General features: G+C 65.2%; 16 protein-coding genes. 9 read left to right on the forward strand and 7 right to left on the reverse strand.

Features of this window, described 5'->3' with window-relative positions:
* Positions 1 to 111: 111 nt before the first annotated feature.
* Complete coding sequence (locus LB513_RS16885) at positions 112 to 990, reverse strand: methylated-DNA--[protein]-cysteine S-methyltransferase (protein ID WP_224664638.1); 879 nt, start codon at positions 988 to 990, stop codon at positions 112 to 114.
* A gap of 184 nt (positions 991 to 1,174) precedes the next feature.
* The gene (locus LB513_RS16890; RefSeq protein ID WP_224664639.1) at positions 1,175 to 1,669 is read right to left on the reverse strand and encodes a DUF2244 domain-containing protein; all 495 of its coding nucleotides are present in this window, start codon (positions 1,667 to 1,669) and stop codon (positions 1,175 to 1,177) included.
* A 22-nt stretch (positions 1,670 to 1,691) separates the two neighbouring features.
* Here LB513_RS16890 and nth point away from each other — a divergent pair, with 22 nt between their 5' ends.
* A complete protein-coding gene (gene nth, locus LB513_RS16895) occupies positions 1,692 to 2,498 on the forward strand; it encodes an endonuclease III (protein WP_224664640.1) in 807 nt (268 codons plus the stop codon).
* Between the two features lie 146 nt (positions 2,499 to 2,644).
* Complete coding sequence (locus LB513_RS16900; RefSeq protein WP_224664641.1) at positions 2,645 to 3,208, forward strand: GNAT family N-acetyltransferase; 564 nt, start codon at positions 2,645 to 2,647, stop codon at positions 3,206 to 3,208.
* A gap of 87 nt (positions 3,209 to 3,295) precedes the next feature.
* Here LB513_RS16900 and LB513_RS16905 read toward each other — a convergent pair whose 3' ends face one another.
* The gene (locus LB513_RS16905) at positions 3,296 to 4,066 is read right to left on the reverse strand and encodes an IclR family transcriptional regulator (protein ID WP_224664642.1); all 771 of its coding nucleotides are present in this window, start codon (positions 4,064 to 4,066) and stop codon (positions 3,296 to 3,298) included.
* A 187-nt stretch (positions 4,067 to 4,253) separates the two neighbouring features.
* Between LB513_RS16905 and LB513_RS16910 the strand changes: the two genes are divergently transcribed.
* The 5 genes from LB513_RS16910 to LB513_RS16930 all read left to right on the forward strand — a co-directional run bounded on the left by LB513_RS16910 (position 4,254) and on the right by LB513_RS16930 (position 9,431).
* Positions 4,254 to 5,231, forward strand: a complete 978-nt coding sequence (locus LB513_RS16910; RefSeq protein ID WP_224664643.1) for a Bug family tripartite tricarboxylate transporter substrate binding protein — start codon at positions 4,254 to 4,256, stop codon at positions 5,229 to 5,231.
* Between the two features lie 90 nt (positions 5,232 to 5,321).
* Positions 5,322 to 5,858: a tripartite tricarboxylate transporter TctB family protein gene (locus LB513_RS16915; protein WP_224664644.1), complete on the forward strand. Its 537-nt coding sequence runs from the start codon at positions 5,322 to 5,324 to the stop codon at positions 5,856 to 5,858.
* 4 nt (positions 5,859 to 5,862) lie between these two features.
* Positions 5,863 to 7,386, forward strand: a complete 1,524-nt coding sequence (locus LB513_RS16920; RefSeq protein ID WP_224664645.1) for a tripartite tricarboxylate transporter permease — start codon at positions 5,863 to 5,865, stop codon at positions 7,384 to 7,386.
* Positions 7,387 to 7,398: 12 nt separating this feature from the next.
* On the forward strand, positions 7,399 to 8,583 hold the full coding sequence (locus LB513_RS16925; protein ID WP_224664646.1) for a CaiB/BaiF CoA transferase family protein: 1,185 nt from the start codon (positions 7,399 to 7,401) through the stop codon (positions 8,581 to 8,583).
* Positions 8,580 to 9,431, forward strand: a complete 852-nt coding sequence (locus tag LB513_RS16930; RefSeq protein ID WP_224664647.1) for a citryl-CoA lyase — start codon at positions 8,580 to 8,582, stop codon at positions 9,429 to 9,431. The genes LB513_RS16925 and LB513_RS16930 overlap by 4 nt, the downstream gene beginning before the upstream one ends.
* Positions 9,432 to 9,433: 2 nt before the next feature.
* Here the strand turns inward: LB513_RS16930 and LB513_RS16935 are convergent, their stop codons facing one another.
* Together LB513_RS16935 and LB513_RS16940 are read right to left on the reverse strand one after the other, a co-directional pair.
* Positions 9,434 to 9,910 carry an NUDIX hydrolase gene (locus LB513_RS16935; protein WP_224664648.1) on the reverse strand — a complete coding sequence of 159 codons (477 nt, stop codon included), beginning with the start codon at positions 9,908 to 9,910 and terminating at the stop codon, positions 9,434 to 9,436.
* 145 nt (positions 9,911 to 10,055) lie between these two features.
* Positions 10,056 to 10,448 (reverse strand): hypothetical protein, encoded by a 393-nt coding sequence (locus tag LB513_RS16940; protein WP_224664649.1) that lies wholly within the window; start codon positions 10,446 to 10,448, stop codon positions 10,056 to 10,058.
* A 463-nt stretch (positions 10,449 to 10,911) separates the two neighbouring features.
* Between LB513_RS16940 and LB513_RS16950 the strand changes: the two genes are divergently transcribed.
* Together LB513_RS16950 and LB513_RS16955 are read left to right on the forward strand one after the other, a co-directional pair.
* Positions 10,912 to 19,098, forward strand: coding sequence for an autotransporter outer membrane beta-barrel domain-containing protein (locus tag LB513_RS16950; protein ID WP_263482147.1), 8,187 nt, complete (start codon positions 10,912 to 10,914; stop codon positions 19,096 to 19,098).
* A 32-nt stretch (positions 19,099 to 19,130) separates the two neighbouring features.
* Positions 19,131 to 19,709 carry an invasion associated locus B family protein gene (locus LB513_RS16955; protein WP_224664652.1) on the forward strand — a complete coding sequence of 193 codons (579 nt, stop codon included), beginning with the start codon at positions 19,131 to 19,133 and terminating at the stop codon, positions 19,707 to 19,709.
* A gap of 66 nt (positions 19,710 to 19,775) precedes the next feature.
* On the opposite strand, the gene coaBC is transcribed toward LB513_RS16955, so the two are convergent.
* Together coaBC and ubiB are read right to left on the reverse strand one after the other, a co-directional pair.
* A complete protein-coding gene (gene coaBC / locus LB513_RS16960) occupies positions 19,776 to 21,245 on the reverse strand; it encodes a bifunctional phosphopantothenoylcysteine decarboxylase/phosphopantothenate--cysteine ligase CoaBC (RefSeq protein ID WP_224664653.1) in 1,470 nt (489 codons plus the stop codon).
* Positions 21,246 to 21,327: 82 nt separating this feature from the next.
* Entirely contained in the window at positions 21,328 to 22,902 is a 1,575-nt protein-coding gene (gene ubiB / locus LB513_RS16965; protein WP_224664654.1) for a 2-polyprenylphenol 6-hydroxylase, read from the reverse strand.
* Position 22,903: the final 1 nt, after the last annotated feature.

Below are 22,903 nucleotides of genomic sequence, written 5' to 3' on the forward strand. Positions count from 1 at the left end.
GGTCTTCGGGTTCCAGAGCGGTCTGTTTGATCAAATGCCGCGTTCGGGCCAGGCGGCATCATTTGGTGCCGATGGGGAAGCGCCGGCGAAGAGCTTCGCCGTACCGAGCCATCAGGAGGCGACTTGCCCCGCTTCCCAGCCCAGTATGGCGCGCTTGCGTGTCAGGCCCCAATGATAGCCGGTGAGGTCGCCGGACTTGCCGATGGCGCGATGGCAGGGAACGACGAAGGACAGCGGGTTGGCACCGTTGGCGGCGCCGACAGCGCGGCTGGCACCGGGCGCTCCGATGCTGGCGGCGATCGAGGAATAGGTGCGAGCCTTGCCCATAGGAATTTCGAGCAATGCCTCCCAGACGCGGACCTGGAAGTCCGTGCCGATCATGACGACATGCAGCGGCTGGTCGTGGCGCCACAAGGCCGGATTGAAAATGCGCGCGGCATGCGGCCCTGTCGCCGCCATGTCCTCGACATAGCGGGCGTTCGGCCAGCGGCTCGACATGTCGGCAAAGGCATCGCGCTCCTCGCCCGGGTCGCTGAAGGCAAGGCCGGCGAGTCCACGGTCGGTGGCCATGATCAGGGCGGTGCCGAAGGGCGAAGGATGGTACCCGTAGCGGATGGTAAGGCCCGCACCGCGCGTCTTGTAGTCGCCGGGCGACATCGCCTCGTGGGTGACGAACAGGTCATGCAACCGGCCGGGGCCGGACATGCCCAATTCGAGGGAGGTTTCGAGCAGCGGCAAGCCGGAATCGAGCAGCCTTCGCGCATGGTCGAGCGTCACTGCCTGCAGGAACGCCTTGGGCGACAGGCCGGCCCAGCGGGTGAACAGCTTCTGAAGGCCGGTCGGCGTCTCGCCGACCTCTTCGGCCAGATCTTCCAGGGACGGCTGATCGCGATAGTCGAGGCTGATCTTTTCGATGGCTCGGCGCACGATCTCGTAGTCGCTGCCTTGCGGCGTGATGTCCTTCTTGAGGACTGCGGTCTGTGGGCTCATGGGATTGTCTCCTTGGCCGCAATATCGTCCCTTCGAGCGGCCGTCGCCACCCGAAACTTACCTTTATGCGGCGTATTCCCGGGGAGCTGGGTTGCCAGCCGAGGAGCCGGGTGCCGAGGCCAATCCGACGTGTTCAGCCGGCGATCGCTGGCCGCCAACGGTCAGGGCTTGCGACGGGGACGACTCAGCGCGCCTTCGCCGTCGCCAACGCTCGCGAAAAGGCGGTGGCGAAGCTCTCGCGAGACTCCGGGTCGAGGAAAGTCCCGATCGGCACATTGCGGCCTTGGCCCTCTACCGTCATCCTGGTGATGCCGATCTCGGCGTGGCGGGCCACCGAGAATTTCGTCCAGAAAGGATTGAAGCGATGCGCTTCCGATTTCCCGGACGGAGCTGTCTTGCGGATATCCAGGCTGGTTCGCGACACCGACACTTCCTCGCGGGCGCGGGCAGCGCGATAGTTGGCGCGGAAGGCGATGTAGACCGCGATTACGTCCAGGCCGAAGAACCCGAATACCGGCCAGGCGCCACGTGACAGGAAAAACGCGCCCGTCACCAGCCAGCCGAACAGCAGCGCACCCATCAACAGGGCAAAGCCGGTCCTGCCCAGCGACCGGTGCGGCGTCAGCAACGCCTGGAAGAAAGGTTCGTCGGCCTGGAAAGAGGCGTTTGTGTCGCTCATGAGGGGATATTATAGGAAGGAAATGGCGCCCCCCAAGTCCAAAGAGTCCCCCGATCGAGAAAATGAGACGCCGCCCGGGCGGCGCGACGGCTCCAATGCCAAGCCGCGTCCACGGCCGGTTCGTCGCTCGCCGCGCTACAGCCGGGCTGAGGTGCACGAGATATTCCGGCGGTTTTCCGTCCAGCGACCGGAGCCGAAAGGCGAGCTTGAGCATGTCAACGCCTTCACGCTGCTGGTGGCGGTGGTGTTGTCGGCCCAGGCCACGGACGCCGGCGTCAACAAGGCGACGCGGGCCTTGTTCAAGGCGGCCGACACGCCACAGGCGATGCTGGAGTTGGGTGAGCCCAGGGTCGGCGACTACATCCGCACAATCGGGCTTTGGCGCAACAAGGCCAAGAACGTCATCGCACTGTCGCAGGTGCTGATCCGTGATTATGGCGGACAGGTGCCTGACGACCGCGAGGAGTTGATCAAGCTGCCGGGCGTCGGGCGCAAGACCGCCAATGTCGTGCTCAACATGGCCTTCGGCCAGCACACGATGGCGGTCGATACGCACATTTTCCGCATCGGCAACCGCCTTGGTCTGGCCCCCGGCAAGACGCCGGAGCAGGTCGAGCAGGGGCTGTTGAAGATCATCCCGGACGACTATATGCGCCACGCGCACCACTGGCTGATCCTGCACGGGCGATATGTCTGCAAGGCGCGCAAACCCGATTGCCCGGCCTGCGTGATCGCCGACATCTGCAAGGCCGATGTGAAAACGACCAGCATTCCCGCACCCCTGGTGCCAATCGCTCCACCCCAAACGGCGGTGGCCGAAACTCAATAGTCAGAGCGGAGCGCGCTATCGCGGCATGACCGCCGGGCTGTCGAGGATATTGCGAGCCGGGTTCTGGATGGCCGCGTGCCTCCTACTGGCCCTTGCCTCGCATCTGTTACTCGTTAGAGGCTGCTCCCTCATCAAAGCAGGGTCCCATGGACAATTCACACGGCGTTCCGGTCATCGAAACAGCGCGGGTCCTGCTGCGGCCGCACCGGATCCAGGATTTCGATGCCTATGCCGCCATGTGGAGCGATCCGGTCGTCACCCGCTTCATCGGCGGCAAGCCGCGCACAAGGGAAGAAAGCTGGATGCGCTTCCTGCGCCATGCCGGCCTTTGGTCGCTGCTCGGCTACGGGTTCTGGGCCATCGAGGAGAAGGCGACGGGCAGGTTCGTCGGCGAGGCCGGATTTCACGACCTGAAGCGCGACATGGCACCGTCGATAGAGGGGGTTCCAGAGGCCGGCTGGGCGCTGGCCCCGGCGGTGCACGGGGCCGGCTTGGCCACCGAGATCGTGCGCCGTGTGCATGAGTGGGGGGACTTGCAGTTCGGACATGCGCGCACCGTCTGCATCATCGATCCCGGCAATACCGCTTCCCTGGGCGTTGCCATCAAATGCGGTTACAGCGAGGTGGTGCGGACGCTCTATCACGATGCTCCAACCATTCTGCTGGAGCGACGGCCAAGAGCGGCTGCGGAGGACGTCGCTGAAACCTAGCCAAACAGCGGACCTGCTCGCGCCAGTGCCGGCCTTGCTGTTTAAGAACACCACTTGGCTCAGCCGATCGCTGCCGCAAGCCCGCTGTTAAGGCACCGCTTCCGCCTCGAGGCCCGCCCGCTCAAGCATTGACGCGTCTTCGCCGAAGGCGCGGGTCGCACGGGCAGCGGCCTCGAGCAGGGGCCGCCGCATGCGCCCAAGGAAAGCCGCGTCGACGCGTGTGCTGGGGCCGGCCAGAGTCAACGCGCCGATAAGGGCATGTCCCGGCCCCAAGACCGGGGCCGAGAGCCCCGCTGTATCCGGGTCGCGATCGCCGACACCGAGAAAAGTGCAGGTCCTGCGGATCGTCTCGTAAGGTTCGCCCTGCTGGCCGGAGAATGCCGCGAGCACGCGCCCGCCCGAGCCGGCCAGCAGAGGCAGCACGTCGCCCTCACGGACCGTGTAGCGGATCGGATGCTTGGATTCGACCCGATAGAGGCAGGTGCGAACGTCGCCGGAGCGGACATAGAAGGCAACGCTTTCCAGGCTTCGCTCGGAAAGATCGCGCATGATCGGCAGCAGTATATCGACAGCCACGACCGAGCGCTGATAGAGCGCGCCGAGGCGGAAAGCCCCGGCGCCGACACGGTAGCGTCCATCGTCGAGACGCTCGAGCAGCCTGCCGCGCAAAAGAGAGTTCGCCAACCGCAGGATCGTGCTCTTGTAGAGGCCGGTGCGCATCGCGATCTCGGCAAGGCTGAGCGAGCGGTCGGCGGTGGTGAAGGCATCCAGAATGGCCATCGCGCGATCGAGAGCGGCAACGCCTTCGGCAGGCGCGCGCCGGATTATCGCGTTCGTCGATTTGCCTGGAGAGTCCATCGAGGGTCTCGAATTTAAGATGGGTGGTTCGCAGCACCCGTGTCGCGCCGCCACGTCGTTCTGTCCAGCAGAATATCGTTCCCGTTGACAGAACTCGGTAACATCTGATTGAACTCGGGGTCACGTGCCTCGATGCAGGCGCGTTTTGGCAGGCACCGGAGGAGGTGTCGTGATTTGGAGGAATCCCATGCTGAACAGACGCAGGTTTTTGACCGGCACGGCGGTGGCGGGTGTCGCCGGCATTGCGGGGCTTCGCTTGTCACCCGCTTTCGCTCAAAGCGCTCCGCAGCTGCAGATCTTCGTGCCGGCGGCGCCCGGTGGCGGCTGGGACCAGACGGGGCGCACCATGGACCAGGTGATGCACACGGAAAAGCTCATCTCGGGCTCGCAGATCACCAATGTCGGCGGCGCCGGGGGCACGGTCGGGCTCCCGCAATTCATCAGCCAATGGAACGGCAAGGGCAACTCGCTAATGGTTGCCGGCATGGTGATGGTTGGCGCCATCATCGCCAACAAGGCAGCCAACAACCTGACGCAGGTCACGCCGATCGCTCGGCTCACCGGTGAATTCGAAGCCCTGGTAGTGCCGGCAGAATCGCCGTTCAAGACAGCGGCCGATTTCGTCGCGGCACTGAAGGCGGACGCGACAAAGGTGCCTGTCGCCGGCGGCTCGGCCGGCGGTTCGGACCATATTCTCTTCGGGCTGATCGCGAAGACGGTCGGCGTTGCGGCAACCAACCTGTCCTACGTACCGTTTGCAGGCGGCGGCGAGGCGCTTTCGGCGCTGCTGGGCAACCAGGTGGCTGCCGGCATCTCCGGCTACGGCGAGTTCTCCGAGCAGGTCAAGGCGGGGGCGCTCAGGCTGCTCGCCATCTCGGCCGACAAGCGCCAGGATGGCATCGACGCGCCGACGTTGAAGGAAGCCGGCATTGATGTCGAACTGTTCAACTGGCGCGGTGTCTTCGCGCCTCCCGGTATTTCGGATGCGGACAAGGCGGCGATGATCGCGCTGGTCGAGACCATGGCCAAGAGCGAGGCCTGGGCGAGCGAATGCAAGAACCGCAACTGGACGCAAATCCTGCTCACCGGCGACGATTATGCGAAATTCGTCGCCGAGGATTCGGCGCGCATCGAAGCCATCCTGAAGGATCTTGGCCTCGCCTGATTTCCCCAAGGGGCGGTCCGATCCGCCCCTTTTCGCCATGCTCGGTAATCACGTCTGTATTCTTGGTCGACTATCCTGGGGAGGACGTCCATGAGCACCACTAGCCAGCCATCGCCGCCACCTCGCCTTGCCGTGCCGGAATTGCTGGTCGGTATCGGGCTGCTGGTCTGCGCCGGGGCCGTGGCCTGGCAGACGCTGGCGATCCCGGTGTCACCACTCTACTCCAAGGTCGGTCCCACCGTTTTTCCCTATCTGACCATGGTGGGCCTGGCGGTTCTTTCCCTGCTGCTGATCCTCGCAGCGTTCCGTGGCGGCTGGCAGCCCGAAGAGGAGAAGGAAACGCCGACCGACTGGAAGGCGATGGGCATCGTCGTCCTCGGCCTGATCGCCAATTTGCTGCTGATCCGGCCGCTCGGCTTCACCGCCGCATCGGTCGTCATGTTCGTTCTCGTCTGTTTCGGTTTCGGCTCAAGGCGCACAGTGCGTGACGCGTTGCTTGGCCTAATCCTGGCGCTTGCCGCTTATTTCGGCTTTGCCCGGGCGCTGGGGGTCAATATCGGCGCCGGCTTCATCGAGAATCAGCTCAACACGGTGGTCGACGCGATCATCGGCGCGGTCGGAGGCTGACGCCATGGACACGCTGGGCCATCTCGCGCACGGCTTTGCCGTCGCTTTAACCCCGATCAACCTCATGTGGTGCCTGGTCGGCACGACGCTCGGCACGGCAATCGGCGTGCTGCCCGGGCTGGGGCCTGCATTGACCATCGCGCTCCTCCTGCCGATCACCTACCAGGTGGCTCCAGAGGCGTCGTTCATCCTGTTCGCGGGAATCTATTACGGCGCCATGTATGGCGGCTCGACGACGTCGATCCTGCTCAACACGCCGGGCGAAAGCGCCACCATCGTCACGGCGCTGGAAGGCAACAAGATGGCCCGATCGGGCCGAGGTGGCGCCGCACTTGCAACCTCTGCGATCGGCTCTTTCGTCGCCGGCACGATCGGCACGATGGGCGTCGCCTTCCTGGCGCCGGTCGTGGTCAAGTTTGCGCTGGCCTTCGGACCGGCCGAGTATTTCTCGCTGATGGTGCTGGCCTTCATCACCGTTTCGGCCGTGCTCGGTTCGTCCTCGGTGCGTGGCCTGACCAGCCTGTTTGGCGGTTTCGTCATCGGCTTGATCGGTGTCGATCTGCAGACCGGGCAACCGCGCTTCACCTTCGGCTCAACCGAGCTGCTCGACGGCGTCGACGTCATCATCGCCGCCGTTGGCCTGTTCGCCGTCGGCGAGACCCTCTACATGGCCTCGCGCCGTTATGCCGGCCGTGACGAGATCGTGCCGCTGAGGGGCTCGCTTTACATGACGGGCGCCGAATGGAGGCGTTCCTGGAAACCCTGGCTGCGGGGCGCCGCGATCGGCTTTCCGATCGGCGCCATGCCGGCCGGTGGGGCCGAAATCCCGACCTTCCTGTCCTATGCCATCGAGAAGAAGCTGTCGAAGCACAAGCATGAATTCGGCACGGTCGGCGCCATCGAAGGCGTCGCGGGTCCCGAAGCCGCCAACAATGCCTCGGCCGCCGGCGTGCTGGTGCCGATGCTGACGCTGGGCCTGCCGACCTCGGCGACGGCCGCGATCATGCTGTCGGCATTCCAGAGCTACGGCATCAATCCGGGACCGCTGCTTCTCACGACCCAGGGCGATCTGGTCTGGGGGCTGATCGCCAGCCTGTTCATCGCCAACATCATCCTGGTCGTGCTCAACCTGCCGCTGATCGGCCTTTGGGTGCGGCTGCTGAAAATCCCGGCGCCGCAGCTCTACGCCGGCATTTTGGTGTTCGCGACCGTCGGCACCTATGGCATCTCGCAATCGCCTATCGACCTCGTCATCCTCTATCTGCTCGGCGCAGCCGGCTTCCTGATGCGGCGCTTCGATTTCCCGACGGCCCCGGTCATCATCGGCATGATCCTGGGGCCGCTCGCCGAAACCCAGTTCAGGCGGGCGATGACCATCTCCAATGGCGACTGGTCCGTGTTCTACAAGCATCCGCTGTCGCTGACACTGCTGACGCTGGCCTTCATCGGCCTCGTCGGGCCGCATATCTGGGCCTATGTCGAGCATCGCAGGCGCGGCGGTCCGGAACATGTGCCCGGCGATGCCTGACCGACCAGCGAAATGACAGATTTGCTTTCCGGCATCCGCGTCCTCGACCTGACAAACGTCCTGGCCGGGCCCTATTGCGCCTATCAGCTGGCCCTTCTCGGGGCCGACGTGATCAAGGTCGAGGGGCCGAAGGGCGGCGACCTGGCGCGCCAGCTCGGCGGGTCGGAGAGGTTGAACAGCGCCGGCATGGGCGCCTCGTTCCTGGCGCAGAACGCCGGCAAACGGTCCGTCGTGCTCGATCTCAAGAACCCGGCCGACCGCGAACGCTTCCTCGATCTGGTGGCCAGCGCCGATGCTCTGGTGGAGAATTTCCGTCCCGGCGTGATGGGCCGGCTGGGCCTTGGGTTCGAGGCGCTGAAGGCGGTCCGTCCCCAACTTGTCTATTGCGCGATATCGGGTTTCGGCCAGACCGGGCCGATGCGCGACAACCCCGCCTATGACCAGATCATCCAGGGCCTTTCGGGCATCATGAGCATCACCGGCACGCCGGAAACGGCGCCGCTGCGCGTCGGCTATCCCGTCGCGGACACGCTCGGCGGGCTGGTGGGGGCGTTCGCAATCGCCTCGGCGCTGGTCCGGCAAAAGACGAGCGCAGAAGGCGCCTTTATCGATGTCTCAATGCTCGAATGCACGCTTTCGGCACTCGGCTGGCCGGTCTCCAACTATCTGACGGCCGGCATTGATCCACGGCCGATGGGCAATGAGAACATGACGGCAGCCCCGTCCGGCGCCTTCCGGACCGGAGATGGACTGCTCAACATCGCCGCCAACAAGCAGGAGCAGTTCGTGACATTGTGCAGACTGATCGGACGGCCGGACCTCGCCGCCGACATCCGTTTTGCGGGGCGCGAAGTGCGCAAGCTCAACCGGGCTGCGCTTACGCTCGAGATCGAGGCGGCGCTAGCGGGTGCATCGGCGGCGGCCTGGGAGGATATTTTCAATCGTGCCGGCGTGCCTGCTGGCAGGGTGCTTACGATCCCGGAAGTGCTGGCCGAGCCACAAGTGCTTGAACGTCAGGTAACCCAGAGTTTCAGCGGCGTGCCAGACATGGACGGGCCGCTGACCGTCTTGCGCGGCGGGTTCATGGTCGACGGCCAGGCGCCGCTGCCGAGACTGCCGCCGCCGGCGCTGGGCGAACATATGGAAGAGGTGTTCGGTGGCCTGCCTCGCCGAGCTCAGGCAAAGGCACGGCCATGACCGACACGAAGACCGGACGTGAGCGAGGCGAGGAATGGTGGCGCACCGATATCATCGAGATGCGGCCCGGCGTCATCCGGCTGCGCGGCTACGAGATCCAAGACCTCATCGGCCGCGCCAGCTTTCCGGCCGTCATCTGGCTGATGCTGCGTGGCGAACTGCCCAGCGAGGACCAGGCGGCGCTGCTCGGCATCGCCTTGGGCGCGGCCGTCGACCACGGCCCGCAGGCGCCATCGATCGCCATAGCGCGCATGGCAGCGACTTGCGGCGTCGGCATCAACAGCGCCATGGCATCGGCCATCAACGTCCTTGGCGATATCCATGGCGGCGCCGGTGAACAGGCGCTCTCCTTTTACGGCGATGTCGCCGTGATGCTCGACGCCGGGGTGGCGCTCGGCGATGCGGTATCGGCACGGCTCGACCGCTTTTTCGCCGAGGAGCAGGGCTATGTGCCCGGGCTTGGCCATCGCTTCCACCCGGTCGATCCGCGCGCGCCGCGGCTGTTGGAACTGACCCGGGAGTTTGCGGCGCGCGGCGTGGTCGCGGGACGCTTTGCCGACATCGCCGAGGCGATCGAAGCCGACATGGCGCGGCGCAAGGGCAAGAGAATACCCCTCAACATCGATGGCGCCACAGCCGTGATCTACGGCGAACTCGGCTTTCCACCGCCGCTGACCCGCGGACTGTTCGTCCTGTCGCGCTCGGTGGGGATCCTTGCTCACGCCTGGGAACAGTCGCAGCAGTCCGACCGCAACAAAGGCCCGTTGCCGCGCGAATGGCTATGGGCCTATGGCGGCGTGCCGGTGCGTCCGTTTCCCGGCGCTGATGACGCTGACAGAGGAGGCTGATCTCACTTGGAGGCTGTGGGCGCGGGCCGCTCGATGGACAATGTCCGCACCAGCGTGGAAAGATCGGGTTCGTCGATGAGGATGGCTGCGTCAGCCGGTGCAAGCCAGGCCCGCTGGCGACGGTTGCCTTCCTGCCAGTTCTCCAGTTCCTCGCTGACCTCGAGCAGGTAAACGATGACGTCGACACGGGCAAAGCGGCTGGCCAGCCGTTTCCAGTAGGAGTAGGTGCCCGCCGGCTCCTTCAGCGTCTTGCCGAGCACGCCGGCTTCCTCCCGCGCCTCGATAGCGGCGGCCTTGTGGCCGCTTTTGCCCTTCATCGGCCAACCCTTGGGCACGATGAAACGCCTGGTCGTTCGGGACGTAACCAGCATCACCTCGATATCGCCGCGCGCGTTCAGCCGGAAGGGAACGGCCGCCACTTGGCGGATCCTCTCGCCCTTCTTCGCCTTGCGCACCGCCTTTTTCTTGGTCACGGCCATTCAATGATCCAGTCGACGGAGGGCGCATAGCGCGCCGCGCCATCGTTGCAAAACCAAAACTTTCGCGTGTGCCGAAACAGACGCAATTCCATAAGTCGGCTAATAAATCAAAAATGCCGGATTGTCAGCCGCAATGTGCCCGATGTCAGCGGCAATTGGTGACGGCGGTAGTGCCGATTATCTGCGTCTGGCAACTTGGCTTCAGCGTCGGCACCTCCGGCCGGGCAGGCTGCGCGACCTGGCGGTCCTGCGCCCGATATTGTTGCTGTTGCTGCTGGTATTGCTGCCGCTGTACCCGGTTCTGAAGGATCTGCAGGTCATTCTGACGGATCAGCGCGTTATCGGTTGGGGTATTGAGGATCTGCGCGGAAGCGGGCAGGCATCCGCCCGCCAGGCCGGTCATGGCCAGCAATGCCGTTGCTGAAATCGTTATCCGTCGAAGGAATGACATCGTCTGCTCGCGCTGTGGAAAACTATACAGCACGATATAGGGCGTCTGACTGGCGATGCCATGGGGCAAAGGCGTGAATTGCGTCAAGAATGGGCTCCGGCAGGGCCCCGTCACGGCTTCGCGCCGCTTATTACCGTCATATGACGACTATCAAACATTATTGGGTTTGCTAGGTCTCGTCGCGTAAGTTTTCTGTTCCATCCAAAATAGGTTGATGTATTCTCATTGAGTCAGCTCTCCAAACTGGAGATTCCGATCCGCTGGCACCAATGCATTGAGCTTATTTAGGAAGTGCAGACCGTCTTGTTGCGTGGGGCAGACAATAGCGGTGGCGCCAACTCAAGGAGCGATTGAGGGCGGCCACCGAAGGGGGTATGGCATGGCTTCATCGTCAGAGCGCAATGCTGGGCGCGGGACTTCTGGATCGGCTGGCCGAAATTCGGACGGATTGGATCGGGGACTGCGTCGTTGCGAGCCCCTGCTGCAAGAGGGAACGCCTGCGGGCGCGGGCAACCATCTCGCCATTCTGCCGAAAAGACTAGCCCTCCTGTTGGGTGCGACGGCTCTGTTCGGGCTCGTCTCCCTTCACGCTCAATCCCCGGCCCATGCGCAGCAATTGTCGATCAACACGGATGGTGCGCCGGGCCCTAATGGTGATGACGGGATCGGCAGTGCCGATGCCGGAAACGGCCACTCGCCCGTGGCGCCGGCCACGGGTACGAACACGATTGGCCGCACAACATCCGGGCAGGCCGCGTTCGTCGGCAGTTCGCGTGGCGGGCGCGGCGGAGACGGCGGATCGGCTATCCATGGCACGCTCACCCCGCCTTTTGTGGAGATCAAGGGCGGCAAGGGCGGTGATGGCGCTACGGGCGGAACCGTCGATATAACAAACAGTGCGTCCGGCGCTCTGGAGACATCGGGGGATAATGCGCCCGGCATAGCGGCCGACGCCGGCGGTGGCGATGGCGGCAACGGCGCGTGGGCATTCGCCGTCGCGGTCGGCGGCGAGGGTGGCGTCGGCGGCCGGGGCGGCGATGGCGGCACTGCGACCGTGACCACCACGATCGACAGCAATATCATCACCCATGGCAACAATTCCAACGGCATCACAGTCAATTCAAGTGGCGGCCGCGGCGGCAATGGCGGCCTGGGTGCTGCGATTGGTGCCGGGGAGGGCGGCAATGGCGGCAATGGCGGGTTCGGCGGCACCGCGAAGGGCGATAATGCCGGCACAATATCCACCGACGGCACGTTCTCGAAGGGCATGCTCGTGCGCTCGGCGGGCGGCGTGGCGGGCGATGGCGCAAGCGGTTTCGGCATCGTCGGAGATGGCGGCAATGGCGGCCTGCCGACGATCGGGGGCAATGCCGAGGGGATAAATTCGGGCAACATCACGACCCGAGGCGATTTTGCCAGCGGTATGGTCGTTCAGTCTGTGGGCGGCGGCGGCGGGGACGGCGGCGGCGGCCTGGGGCTGTTCGGCGGAGGTGGCGCAGGTACGGATGGCAATGATGGCCAGGCCGCCACGGGCACCAACACAGGTAACATCACCACCAATGGCGTGGGCGCAATCGGCATGTTGGTGGAATCTGTGGGCGGCGGCGGCGGCGATGGCGGCGGTGCCGCGGGTCTCGTTTCAATCGGTGGCAAGGCTAGCGGCGGCGGCAAGGGTGGGACGGCAACCGGCAATATCGGCGGCATCATCAAAACCGGGGCCGATGGCAGCGGTGACGGCGCGCATGGCATATTGATCCAGTCGGTCGGCGGTGGCGGCGGCAATGGTGGCTATGCGCTCGGTGTGGCGCCAATGATCTCGGTCGCCATCGGTGGTGGTGGCGGTACCGGCGGCAACGGTGGCTTGGTGAACGTCAACCAGGCCGGTGACGGTGTGACTGTCGAAACGAACGGCAATTCTGCCAGCGGCATCATCGCACAATCGGTCGGTGGCGGCGGCGGCAATGGCGGCGGCGCCATTGCCATTGGCGGCTTGGTGGGGGTGTCGGTAGGCGGGTCTGGGGACGCGGCCGGCAACGGCGAAGGGGTGAACTACAACGTTGCGAACGCGAAGGTCACCACGCTGGGCGACGATTCCATCGGCGTGCTTGTGCAATCGGTCGGCGGCGGCGGCGGCAACGGCGGGTTTGCGCTTTCCGGCTCGACTGTCGCAGCGGTGAGCGTTGGCGGCAGTGCCGGCAAGGCGGGAGAAGGCGGCGTGGTCGACGCGACTGTCGGCGGCACTGTCAACACCTTCGGGGATCGGTCAACCGGCATGGTTGCCCAGTCCATCGGCGGCGGCGGCGGCAATGGTGGCTTTTCCGGCGCAGCCAGTTTCGGCGCCAGCGTGGGCGTCGGCGGCAGTGGCGCGGGCGGCGGCGATGCCGATACCGTCACTCTGCGTACGGCCGAGGGCGTTACACAATCGATCACGACGGACGGAGCGGATTCCGCTGGCCTGATCGTGCAGTCGGTCGGTGGCGGCGGTGGCAATGGCGGGTTTTCCGGGACCCTGTCGGCGCTTGCCGGCTTCGGCATGGGCGGAACAGGCGGCGGCGCCGGCAAAGGAGTCGCGACGGAAGCCACGTATAACGGCTCGGTCGAAACCTTTCGCGAAAGGTCGGCCGGTATCATCGTGCAGTCGATCGGCGGCGGCGGCGGCAACGGCGGCGGCCAGTTCGGTTTGAGCCTCAATGCCAGCGTAGGCATCGGTGGTTCGGGCGCCGGCGGCGGCGAATCCGGGACGGCCAAGTTCTTTTCGACCACGGGCCTTAACGTTACGACGCATCGAGAGGATTCCGCCGGCGTCATCGTGCAGTCGGTCGGCGGCGGCGGCGGCAATGGCGGCTTCTCGCTGAACGGCGCGGGGTTCGTGGCTGCGGTCAGCATCGGCGGCAAGGCCGGCACGGCCAGCGATGCCAAGGCGGTGACGGTCGGCATCAATTCAGGACTGATTCACACCATTGGTGATCGCTCCACGGGCATTATCGCCCAATCGATTGGCGGCGGCGGTGGCAATGGCGGCGGCACGGCCTCGGCCGGCCTCGGCGCCAACGTCACCATCGGCGGCAAGGGTGGCGGCGGCGGGAACGGTGCGACCGTCGATGTCACCAATGGCGCGGCGGTACACACCGAAGGCGTCCAGTCGCACGGCATCATGGCGCAGTCGATCGGCGGCGGCGGCGGCTCGGGCGGCTTCGCCATCTCGGTCGGCGGGCCATCCTTCTCGCTCGGCGGCAACGGCGCGTCGGGCGGTCGAAGCGAGAGGGTCTATGTCGAAAACACCGGCCAGATCAACACAGACAGGGACATGTCCGTCGGCATCTTCGCGCAATCGGTTGGCGGCTCTGGCGGCGATGGCGGGTTCGCACTGGCGGCGGGCGCCTTTGCCGCGGTCGGCATCGGGGGCCAAGGCGGCGCCGGCGGCGAGGCCGGCGTCGTCGAGGTCAAGAACACGACCAACATCACCACTTCAGGCTCACTCTCGCACGGCATACTCGCACAGTCCGTCGGTGGCGGGGGCGGCAATGGCGGATCAGTCGGAACGTTCGCCGTCGGCGTCTTCGGCGCCGCGTCGGTTGCGATCGGCGGTGGCGGCGGCGAAGGCAATCTGAGCAACCAGGTCACGGTTAACCACAAGGGTGACATCCATGTCGGCGGCATGGGCTCGAAGGCTATTCTCGCCCAATCGGTCGGCGGCAGTGGCGGCAATGGCGGTTCGGCCTATTCCGGTGCCGTCAGCGCCGGTCTCTATGTCTCCGCTTCGGTCGGGGTTGCCGTGGGCGGCGAAGGCGGCAATGGCGGCAATGGCGGCAAGGTGACGGTTCGGGCCGACGGCAACCTGATTGCCGACACCGACGCGGCCGGCTCCGGCGGCATCGTCGCCCAGTCCATCGGCGGCGGCGGCGGCAATGGCGGCCGCGCGGCAACGATTTCGGGAGCAGCAAGCACTGGGGTCAGCGTTGCGCTCGGCGTCACTGTTGGCGGCTGGGGCGGCGACGGCGGCAAGAGCGACCTGGTCGTCGTCGATAGCGGCTTGAACGGCGGTGGCAGCATCGTCACCAAAGGTGCCAACGCAATCGGCATCCTGGCGCAATCGGTCGCCGGCAGCGGCGGCAATGGTGGCGATTCCTGGGGAGCCGCAGCGGGCTTCGGCGTCAACGCCAGCATCAATGCGACAGTCACGATCGGTGGCGGTGGCGGCAAGGGTAACATCAGCGGCGATGTCGCGGTTCACAATGCCATGACGATCGACACGAGCGGCGACATGAGCGCTGCGATCGTGGCGCAATCGATCGGCGGCGGCGGCGGCAATGGCGGGGCCACCAACGGTGCGACGGCCGATCTCGGCACCAAAGACGGCGTCAACGTCGCGGTCAATGTCGGCGTTGGCGGCGCGGGCGGCACGGGCAACAAATCCGGAGCCGTCGAGGTTACGAACACGGCCAATCTGACGACCGCTGGCGACTATTCGTCGGGCATCGTTGCTCAGTCGATCGGGGGCGGCGGCGGCATGGGAGGCGCTACCAACACGCAGGCCTTCCATGTCGCCGGCACAGCCGGCACAAGCGTTACCGCGAATGTCAGCATCGGCGGCAGCGGCGGCGGCGGCAACGACGCCGCATGCGCGGCGGACGAGGACGACAATCCCACCTGCTTCGATGGCAAGGTCGGCGTCAAGGTCGACAATTCGGGTGAGATCCGCACCAGCGGGTTCAACTCCGTAGGCATCCTGGCCATGTCCATCGGCGGCGGCGGTGGCGGCGGCGGTTCGGCCTCGACCAAGGAGGATATCGTCGGCTCAGGCGACGCCGGCGAGACTTCGGTCGGCATCGGCGCGGCGATCGCGCTCAACGCCGGCGGTGCCGGCAGCGGCGGCACTGTGTCGGTCACCAACCGCAACGTGATCATCACGGACGGGGCCGATTCCTATGGCATCAGCGCGAATTCAATCGGCGGTGGCGGTGGCGTGGGCGGCTCGTCCAGTTCGGGCGTGCTTGGCAATTATGCAATCGGCGGCGCGCTTGGCGGCAAGGGTGGCGGGGGCGGCAACGGCAACCAAGTCGATGTCTTCAACCTGGCCGGCGCCACCATCTGGACCAAGCAGGAGCGTTCAATCGGCATCTTCGCGCAGTCGGTCGGCGGCGGCGGCGGCGCAGGCGGCGCCGGCGAAAGCAAGGGCAAGAGCGATGGCGGTGAAGTGGCGGTCAACCTGTCGCTCGGCGGCGCGGGCGAGGTCGGCGGCAATGGCGGCAAGGTCAATGTCGAAAACAGCGGCATTGTACAGACCGACAAGGCCAATTCGCACGGTATCCTGGCGCAGTCGATCGGCGGCTCCGGTGGCGTCGGCGGCGCGTCCGGCACGTCATCCAACGACTCCAAGATCGCCATCACGCTCAGCCTTGGCGGCGCCGGCGGCGCCGGGGGAAGCAGCGACAAGGTTCACGTCCAGAATTTCGCGAGCGGATCGATCCTGACGAAGGACGACAATTCGCATGGCATCTTCGCGCAGTCGGTCGGCGGCGGAGGCGGCGCGGGCGGCGCCGGCTCGACGGAGACGGGCAAGGCCGAGACGGCCATCACGATGTATATTGGCGGCCAGGGCGGCAGCGGAAGCACCGGCGGCGAGGTCGAGGTCAACAATTTCGGCAAGATCGAAACGCTGGGCTATATCTCGCACGGCATTCTCGCGCAGTCGATCGGCGGCGGCGGCGGCGCCTCGGGTGCGGCGACCGGCGCATCGGAAGCCGACATGACCATAGGCGGCGGCGCCAGCGTCCCCAATGGAATTCCGATACCGGTGATCGGCGGTCCCCAAAACAAGGCCGATGGCGGGAAAGTCACCGTCACCAATGATGGCGAGATCATCACCCACAAGGATGGTTCATACGGCATCTTCGCCCAGTCTATCGGCGGTGGCGGCGGGTATGGTGGCACGGTTTCGTCCGACTTCGCCGGATCCGATTCCTTTGCCCTCAGCCTCGGCGGCAAGGGCGGCAACGGCGGTGATGGCGGCGATGTGAGGGTCGAGGTTTCCGGCTCGATCGAAACTTTCGGCGATCGCGCCCATGGCGTTGTCGCGCAGTCGGTCGGTGGCGGCGGCGGCGTCGGTGGCGATGCCAAAGGCAAGACGTCCAACGCCCTGGCTGTCGGCGGCCTGGGCGGCAATGGTGGCGATGGCGGCAATGTCACCGTCATCCGTACTGGCACAATCATTACCCATGGTGCGGACTCTGTCGCCATCATCGCGCAGTCGGTAGGCGGTGGCGGCGGCGTCGGCGGTGCCGGCTTCGGACGTTTTGGCGCTTCGGAGGACGGCAGCAGTGGTCTCGACAACAACGAGATCGGCTTCACCATGTTCAGCGGCGCCCAGGGCAACGGCGGCACGGTGACCATCGAGCAGGATGGCGAAATCATCACCGATGGCGCGCGGGCGCATGGCATCGTGGCCCAGGCGGTCGGCGGCGGCGGCGGCCTGGCCGGTACGCTCTCGACCGGCGCCGCCGGTTCCGGCGGCGGCATCGGCGACGCGGCGGCAGCCTCGGCGACGGCGATGAGCCAGGTCTGGGTCAAGGGCGCGAGCTCGTATGCGATGTTCGGCCAGAGCGCGACCGGGCAGGGCAATTCCAGCCTCGTCCACCTGACGGCCGAAGGTAATCTCTTCGCCCAGGCGGCGGATTCCGTGGCCGCCTATGCCGAATCGACATCCAATCTCGGCTTCGCCAAGGGCAATCTCACTCTCGACCTGAAGGGTTCCTACGCCATCGGCGGCGGCGCCACGGGCGTGGCCGCCATGTTGGTCGGCGGTGCGGATAACGTCCTGAACAACAACTCCATGACCTTCGCCATGGGCCAGGATTTCGTCGAGAGCTATGTCGCGGCAGCGCTCGCTCCACTGGCGAAACAGGCCGGCTTCTCTATCCAGACGCTGGATCTGTCAGATTTCACGGCCGCCGACCTCCGGCACGAGGTTCTCGAGGGGCTGCTGCCCGGCTTCAGCGCTCTGTCGATCACGGGCACATCCGGCAACGACAAGGTCCAGAACCAGAAAATCGATGACGACCATCTCGGCCGTGTCATCGGCAATATCGACCTCGGTGATGGCATCAATGAGTTCGACAATTTCGAAAACTCCTCGATGGTGGGTCTCAAGAGCATCAACCTTGGCGCCGGCGGCCTGTTCAAGAATCAGGGCCTGATGACGAACAAGGGCATCGGCGTGGTGGCCACCTTGGACATCACCGGCGGGTTTACACAGTTGGGCACCGGCGACTTCGTCACCGATATCGACCTCAACAACCAGATCACCGATGCGTTGACCTTGACCGGGGCCGGCAATTTCGACGGCACGGCGCCGCTCAACTTCCTGTCGATCGACAAGCTCTTCACCCAATATGTGTTGGCGACCGGCTCTTCGATGGTCGATAATTACCTGACGCCGCAGACGCTGCATCCGGCGGTCGGCTTCAACTTCCAGACCAAGGTCGTGGGCGGAACGGATCTCGTCCTCTATGCGGACAATCCAACCTTCCTGGAACTTGCTCAGAGTCCCGGTTCTGGCACCACGGACCCCGGCGTCTATCAGATGGCGCAGTATCTCGATGACGTCGAGGCCGCGTCCACCCCGGACAATCCGATGGCGCGTCTTATCAACCTGCTGCGCTTCTCGCCCACGGAAGAGGAACTGGGCGCTGCGTTGACGCGGCTGACACCGCATTACGCCGTGCATACGTTCGACATGATCAATCGCGAAGCCGACACCATGCTGGAGACGGCCCGCGAATGCACTGGCGTTCCCGCCTACAAGAACCCCGACGGCCGCTGCATCTGGGGAACGATCAGCCCGCAGGCCGAGTACAGCCGCGACGCCGGCGCAGGGACCACCAGCCGCGACGACATCTTGAAGACGATGTCGCTCGGCGGGATCAGTGAGATCGGACAGAACTGGTCGCTGGGCGCCACCATAGGCCGCACGGAGTTCGACTCCAAGATCGACTTCAACGGAGCAAGGCTGTCGGAAACCACCGGCGAGGCCTGGCAGGCCTATGCGTTGGCGAAATACGCCAACAAGAACTACTTCGTCGATTTCGCGCTGGGCGGCGGCACCGGTTCGTTCGAGGGCGAACGCGACACCCATATCGCCCCGGTCGCCTTCATTCCCGGTGAAATGCTAGACGGCACCTATCTCCAGGAGGAATTGCTGCCTGGCGTGGGCGACAGCGTGACCTACACGCAGAGGACAGCGCAGTTCGGCGGCTCGGCCCGGCTCGGCTTCACCCAGCAGATGGGGTCATTCTATCTGCAGCCGACCGTGCAGTTCGACGCACGCTGGTTGCGGGTCTCAGGCAAGGAGAAAGGCTCGGGCACGGCGGAGGAATCGGTTGCCGCCTTCAACTTCGATGGCTCGGCAAACACGTACTATTCGGCGACGCCGGCTCTCGAACTCGGCACCGACATCCCCCTCAGCGACATTGCCAGCCTGCGTCTCTACGGGAAGGCCGGGGTCGAATTCTCGAACAAGGAATGGGAAATCGAAGGACGCTTCGCCGCAGCGGAGAATTTGCCCGGCAACCCCGCATTGCACTTGACGGAAGCCGTGGATTCGCCGCTCTATCGCGTCGGCGCCGGCGTTGAGCTGAACGGCGTCAATGGCGTCGGCATGTCGGTCCGGTATAATGGCGCCTTCGGCGAAACGGTGAAACAGAACGCTGTGAGCGCCTCTTTCAAAGTCAACTTCTAGTTGGCTCGAGACGGAGCGTGAGGGGGGTCTTGATGGCGAAGTACACATATCTGGTGGCTATGCTGGGTGTAGCCTGCATTGCAGGTTCGGCGGCCTTCGCGGCGCAAGGCAAGAGCGACAAGGCCGCTGTGGGCGCACCCGCCGCCAACGCACCGCGGCTGCCGGGCGGGGCTTCCGCGCTGTCGGAAACCCATGGCGACTGGACCGTCAATTGCCAGATAGCGGGCACGACAAAGACCTGCAGCCTGTCACATCAGCAATTCAACAAGCAAACCAACCAGCGGCTGCTGGCGATCGAACTGACGAGCAAGACCGGCGACGATGCCAGCGGCACTCTTGCCCTTCCGTTCGGCCTGGCGCTCGCCAAGGGCATCAATTTGACGATCGACGAGCAGAAGCTGGACGGCAGCCTGCAGTTCAATACATGTCAAGTCGTCGGCTGCCTGGTGCCGGTGGCGTTCGACGCGAATGTCACCCCGCTGCTCAAGGCGGGCACGACGCTGAAGATCGAGGGCTTCGCGGCCGACACCGGACAGGCGGTGAGTTTTTCTATCCCGCTCAACGGGTTCAGCGGCGCGCTTGGCCGGACCGCGGAGCTGCTGGCAAACTGACGATCGATATCGCAACTGGGCACGCCACGTTGCAGCAGCAGTTGTGAGCGAGCCAGGGCCGGCTGCTCAAACGACGATCGTTTGCAACCGTTCGGCGATCAAAGTGGCAAGCCGCGCCGCCACCTCGTCCTTGCTCATCTCCGGCCATTCCTCGACGCCGGCCTTCGACACGATCCGCACCCTGTTGCGGTCGCCGCCCATCACGCCCGAAGCACCGATGCCGCTTTCGCGCGACACGTCATTGGCGACGATGAAATCGGCACCCTTCCTTGCCAGCTTGGCCTCGGCATTGCGCAGAAGGTCCTGTGTCTCTGCGGCGAAGCCGATGACAAGTGCGGGCCGCAGGCTGTGATGACCGACCCCGGCGAGAATGTCCGGGTTCTCGACCATGCGCAGCACTGGAGGACCTTCGCCCGCCAGCTTCTTCATCTTCTCGCCGGCTGCATTCTCGGTGCGCCAGTCAGCGACGGCGGCGACGAAAACGGCCGCGTCGGCTGGCAGGAGTTGTTCGACCGCGTCGCGCATCTCCCGCGCGCCTTCGACATGGACGGTCTGCACGCCGGCGGGGTCGGCGATCCCAACCGGACCGGAGACGAGATGCACGTCGGCACCGAGCCTGGCGAGAGCCGCCGCGATGGCGTGGCCCTGCTTGCCCGATGACCGGTTGGCGATGTAGCGCACGGGATCGATAGGCTCATGCGTTGGGCCTGACGTGACAATGATCCTGCGCCCCGAGAGGGGCTTGGCACCGGGATCGAGCAGCGCGTCGATCGCGGCGACGATCTCCAGCGGTTCGGCCATGCGGCCCTCGCCGGCCTCGTTGCTTTCTGCCATCTCGCCTTTGGCAGGGCCGACAAAGGCGATGCCGTCCTTTTGCAGGGTCGTGCGATTACGGCGCGTGGCCGGGTGCGCCCACATCCGGGGATTCATCGCCGGCGCCATCAGCACCTTCTTGTCGGTTGCGAGAAGCACGGTGGAGGCAAGGTCATTGGCGAGGCCGTTGGCAAACTTGGCCATCAGATCGGCGGTGGCCGGCGCAACCACCAGCAGGTCGGCCTCGCGCGATAGCCTGATATGACCGACATCGTGCTCGTCGTTGCGGTCGAAGAGCTCGGTGAAGACATGGTCGGCGGACAGGGTGCCGACCGAAAGGGTGGTCACGAAGTGCTGCGCTGCGGCAGTCATCACAACCCGCACCGAGGCGCCGCGCTCGCGCAACCGGCGGATCAGGTCCAGTGCCTTGTAAGCGGCGATGCCACCGCCGACGATGAGCAGGATGCGTTTGCCGGAAAGCGCGCCTCGCGGAGAGGTCCTACCTGCCGGGGTGGGAACCGTGGTGCCTGCGCCGTGCACGTTTGTCAGTTCACGCAGGGTTTTCTCGATCTGGTCGATACGGCCCGGACCGATCTGGCCGCTTACAGCGGCCCGGATCATGACCCGCGCCTGCTCTTCCATGGAACGGTCGTTCTCCGCCGCAAGCCGGCGCAGCAGCTCCTTGACCTCGGCGTCCAGGTTCCGGATGGTGATGCTGGCCATTTGATTGCACTCGGCTGAAGAGTTGTTCTGCAATGATAGCAATGCAATCAAAGTCCAGCAAGGATCCGGACGCGGGCCCGGCCTAGATGACCTTCCAGGCGATATAGACCAGCGTCAGCGCGATCACCCACAGTGCGACGCGGCCGGAGCGGCTGTAACGGGCCTCGGCCTTGCCGATGGTCCGCGCCGTGGTTTCATCGAAGCGCAGGCCGTGCTCGGCCATCAAATCGATCTCGCGTGACAATCGCTCCGCACGTGCAGCAAGCTCGGGCACCTGGCGGGCCAGCGTGACCAGCGCCTTGGCGCCGTCCCGGGCATCGATCATCATGCCGCGCGGCCCCAGATTGCCGGCGATCCAGTCACCGACAACCGGTTCGGCTGTCTTCCACATGTTGAAAGCGGGATCGAGCGTGCGCGCCACGCCCTCGACCACCACCATGGTCTTCTGCAGGAGGACGAGTTCGGGGCGCGTCGCCATGTCGAAAAGCTCGGTCACCTCGAACAGCAGCGTCAGGAGCTTGGCCATCGAAATGGTCTCGGCCGGCTGGCCGTGGATCGGCTCGCCAATGGCACGGATCGCCTGCGCGAAAGCCGCGACATTGTGCTGGCGCGGCACGTAGCCAGCCTCGAAATGGACTTCCGCGACGCGCAGATAGTCGCGCCTGATGAAGCCATAGAGAATCTCTGCCAGGAAACGGCGCTCCTTCTTGCCCAGCCTTCCGGCAATGCCGAGATCGACGGCGACGATGGTGCCGTTCGCCTCGACGAACAAATTGCCCGGATGCATGTCGGCGTGGAAGAAGCCGTCGCGCAGCGTATGGCGCAGGAATGATTGGATGAGATTGGCGGCAATCGCCTTGAGGTCGTGACCGGCGGCTTCGAGGCCGGCGATGTTGTTCATCTTGACGCCGTCGACCCATTCCATGGTCAGCACGTCACGGCCGGTGCGCTCCCAGTCGACGGAGGGGACGCGAAAACCGGGATCATCCCTGGTGTTCTCTCCAAGTTCGGAGAGTGCCGCCGCCTCGAGGCGCAGATCCATCTCGATCTTGGTGGTTTGGGCCAGCGTCTGGGTGACCTCAACCGGCCGCAGCCGGCGCGATGAAGGGATGTACTTCTCCTGCAAGCGTGCGGCGAGGAAATAGCTTTCGAGATCCTGAAAGAAGCGGCGGCGCACCCCCGGCCTGATGACCTTCACCGCAACCTTGGTCGCCGCGCCCTCATGCATGGTTTCGGCGGCATGGACCTGGGCGATGGATGCGGCGGCGACGGGGTCGCCGAATTGCGTATAGAGGTCGCCGATCCTGCGTCCGAGGGAGGCTTCGACGGCAGCGACCGCCTCCGCTTTCGGGAAGGTGTGCATCTTGTCCTGCAGCATGGCGAGATCGAGCGCCATGTCATTGCCGACAACATCCGGTCGTGTCGCCAGGAACTGGCCGAGCTTGACATAGGACGGTCCGAGCCGCACGACCGCCTTGGCCAGGCGGTCGCTACGCTCGTAGGCCAAGGCGCGGCGGCGCGTGAACAGCCGTGCCAGCCGCCAGCCGAATTTTGGCAGGCCCGACAGTTCCTCCCCGGGAAGAGCGGCAACGACGCCCTCACGCACCAGCACCCAACCTGCCCGCACGAGGCGAAATCCAGCACTGATGGTGCTCATG

Source organism: Mesorhizobium sp. ES1-1 (genome assembly GCF_020164785.1).
Lineage (GTDB): Bacteria > Pseudomonadota > Alphaproteobacteria > Rhizobiales > Rhizobiaceae > Mesorhizobium.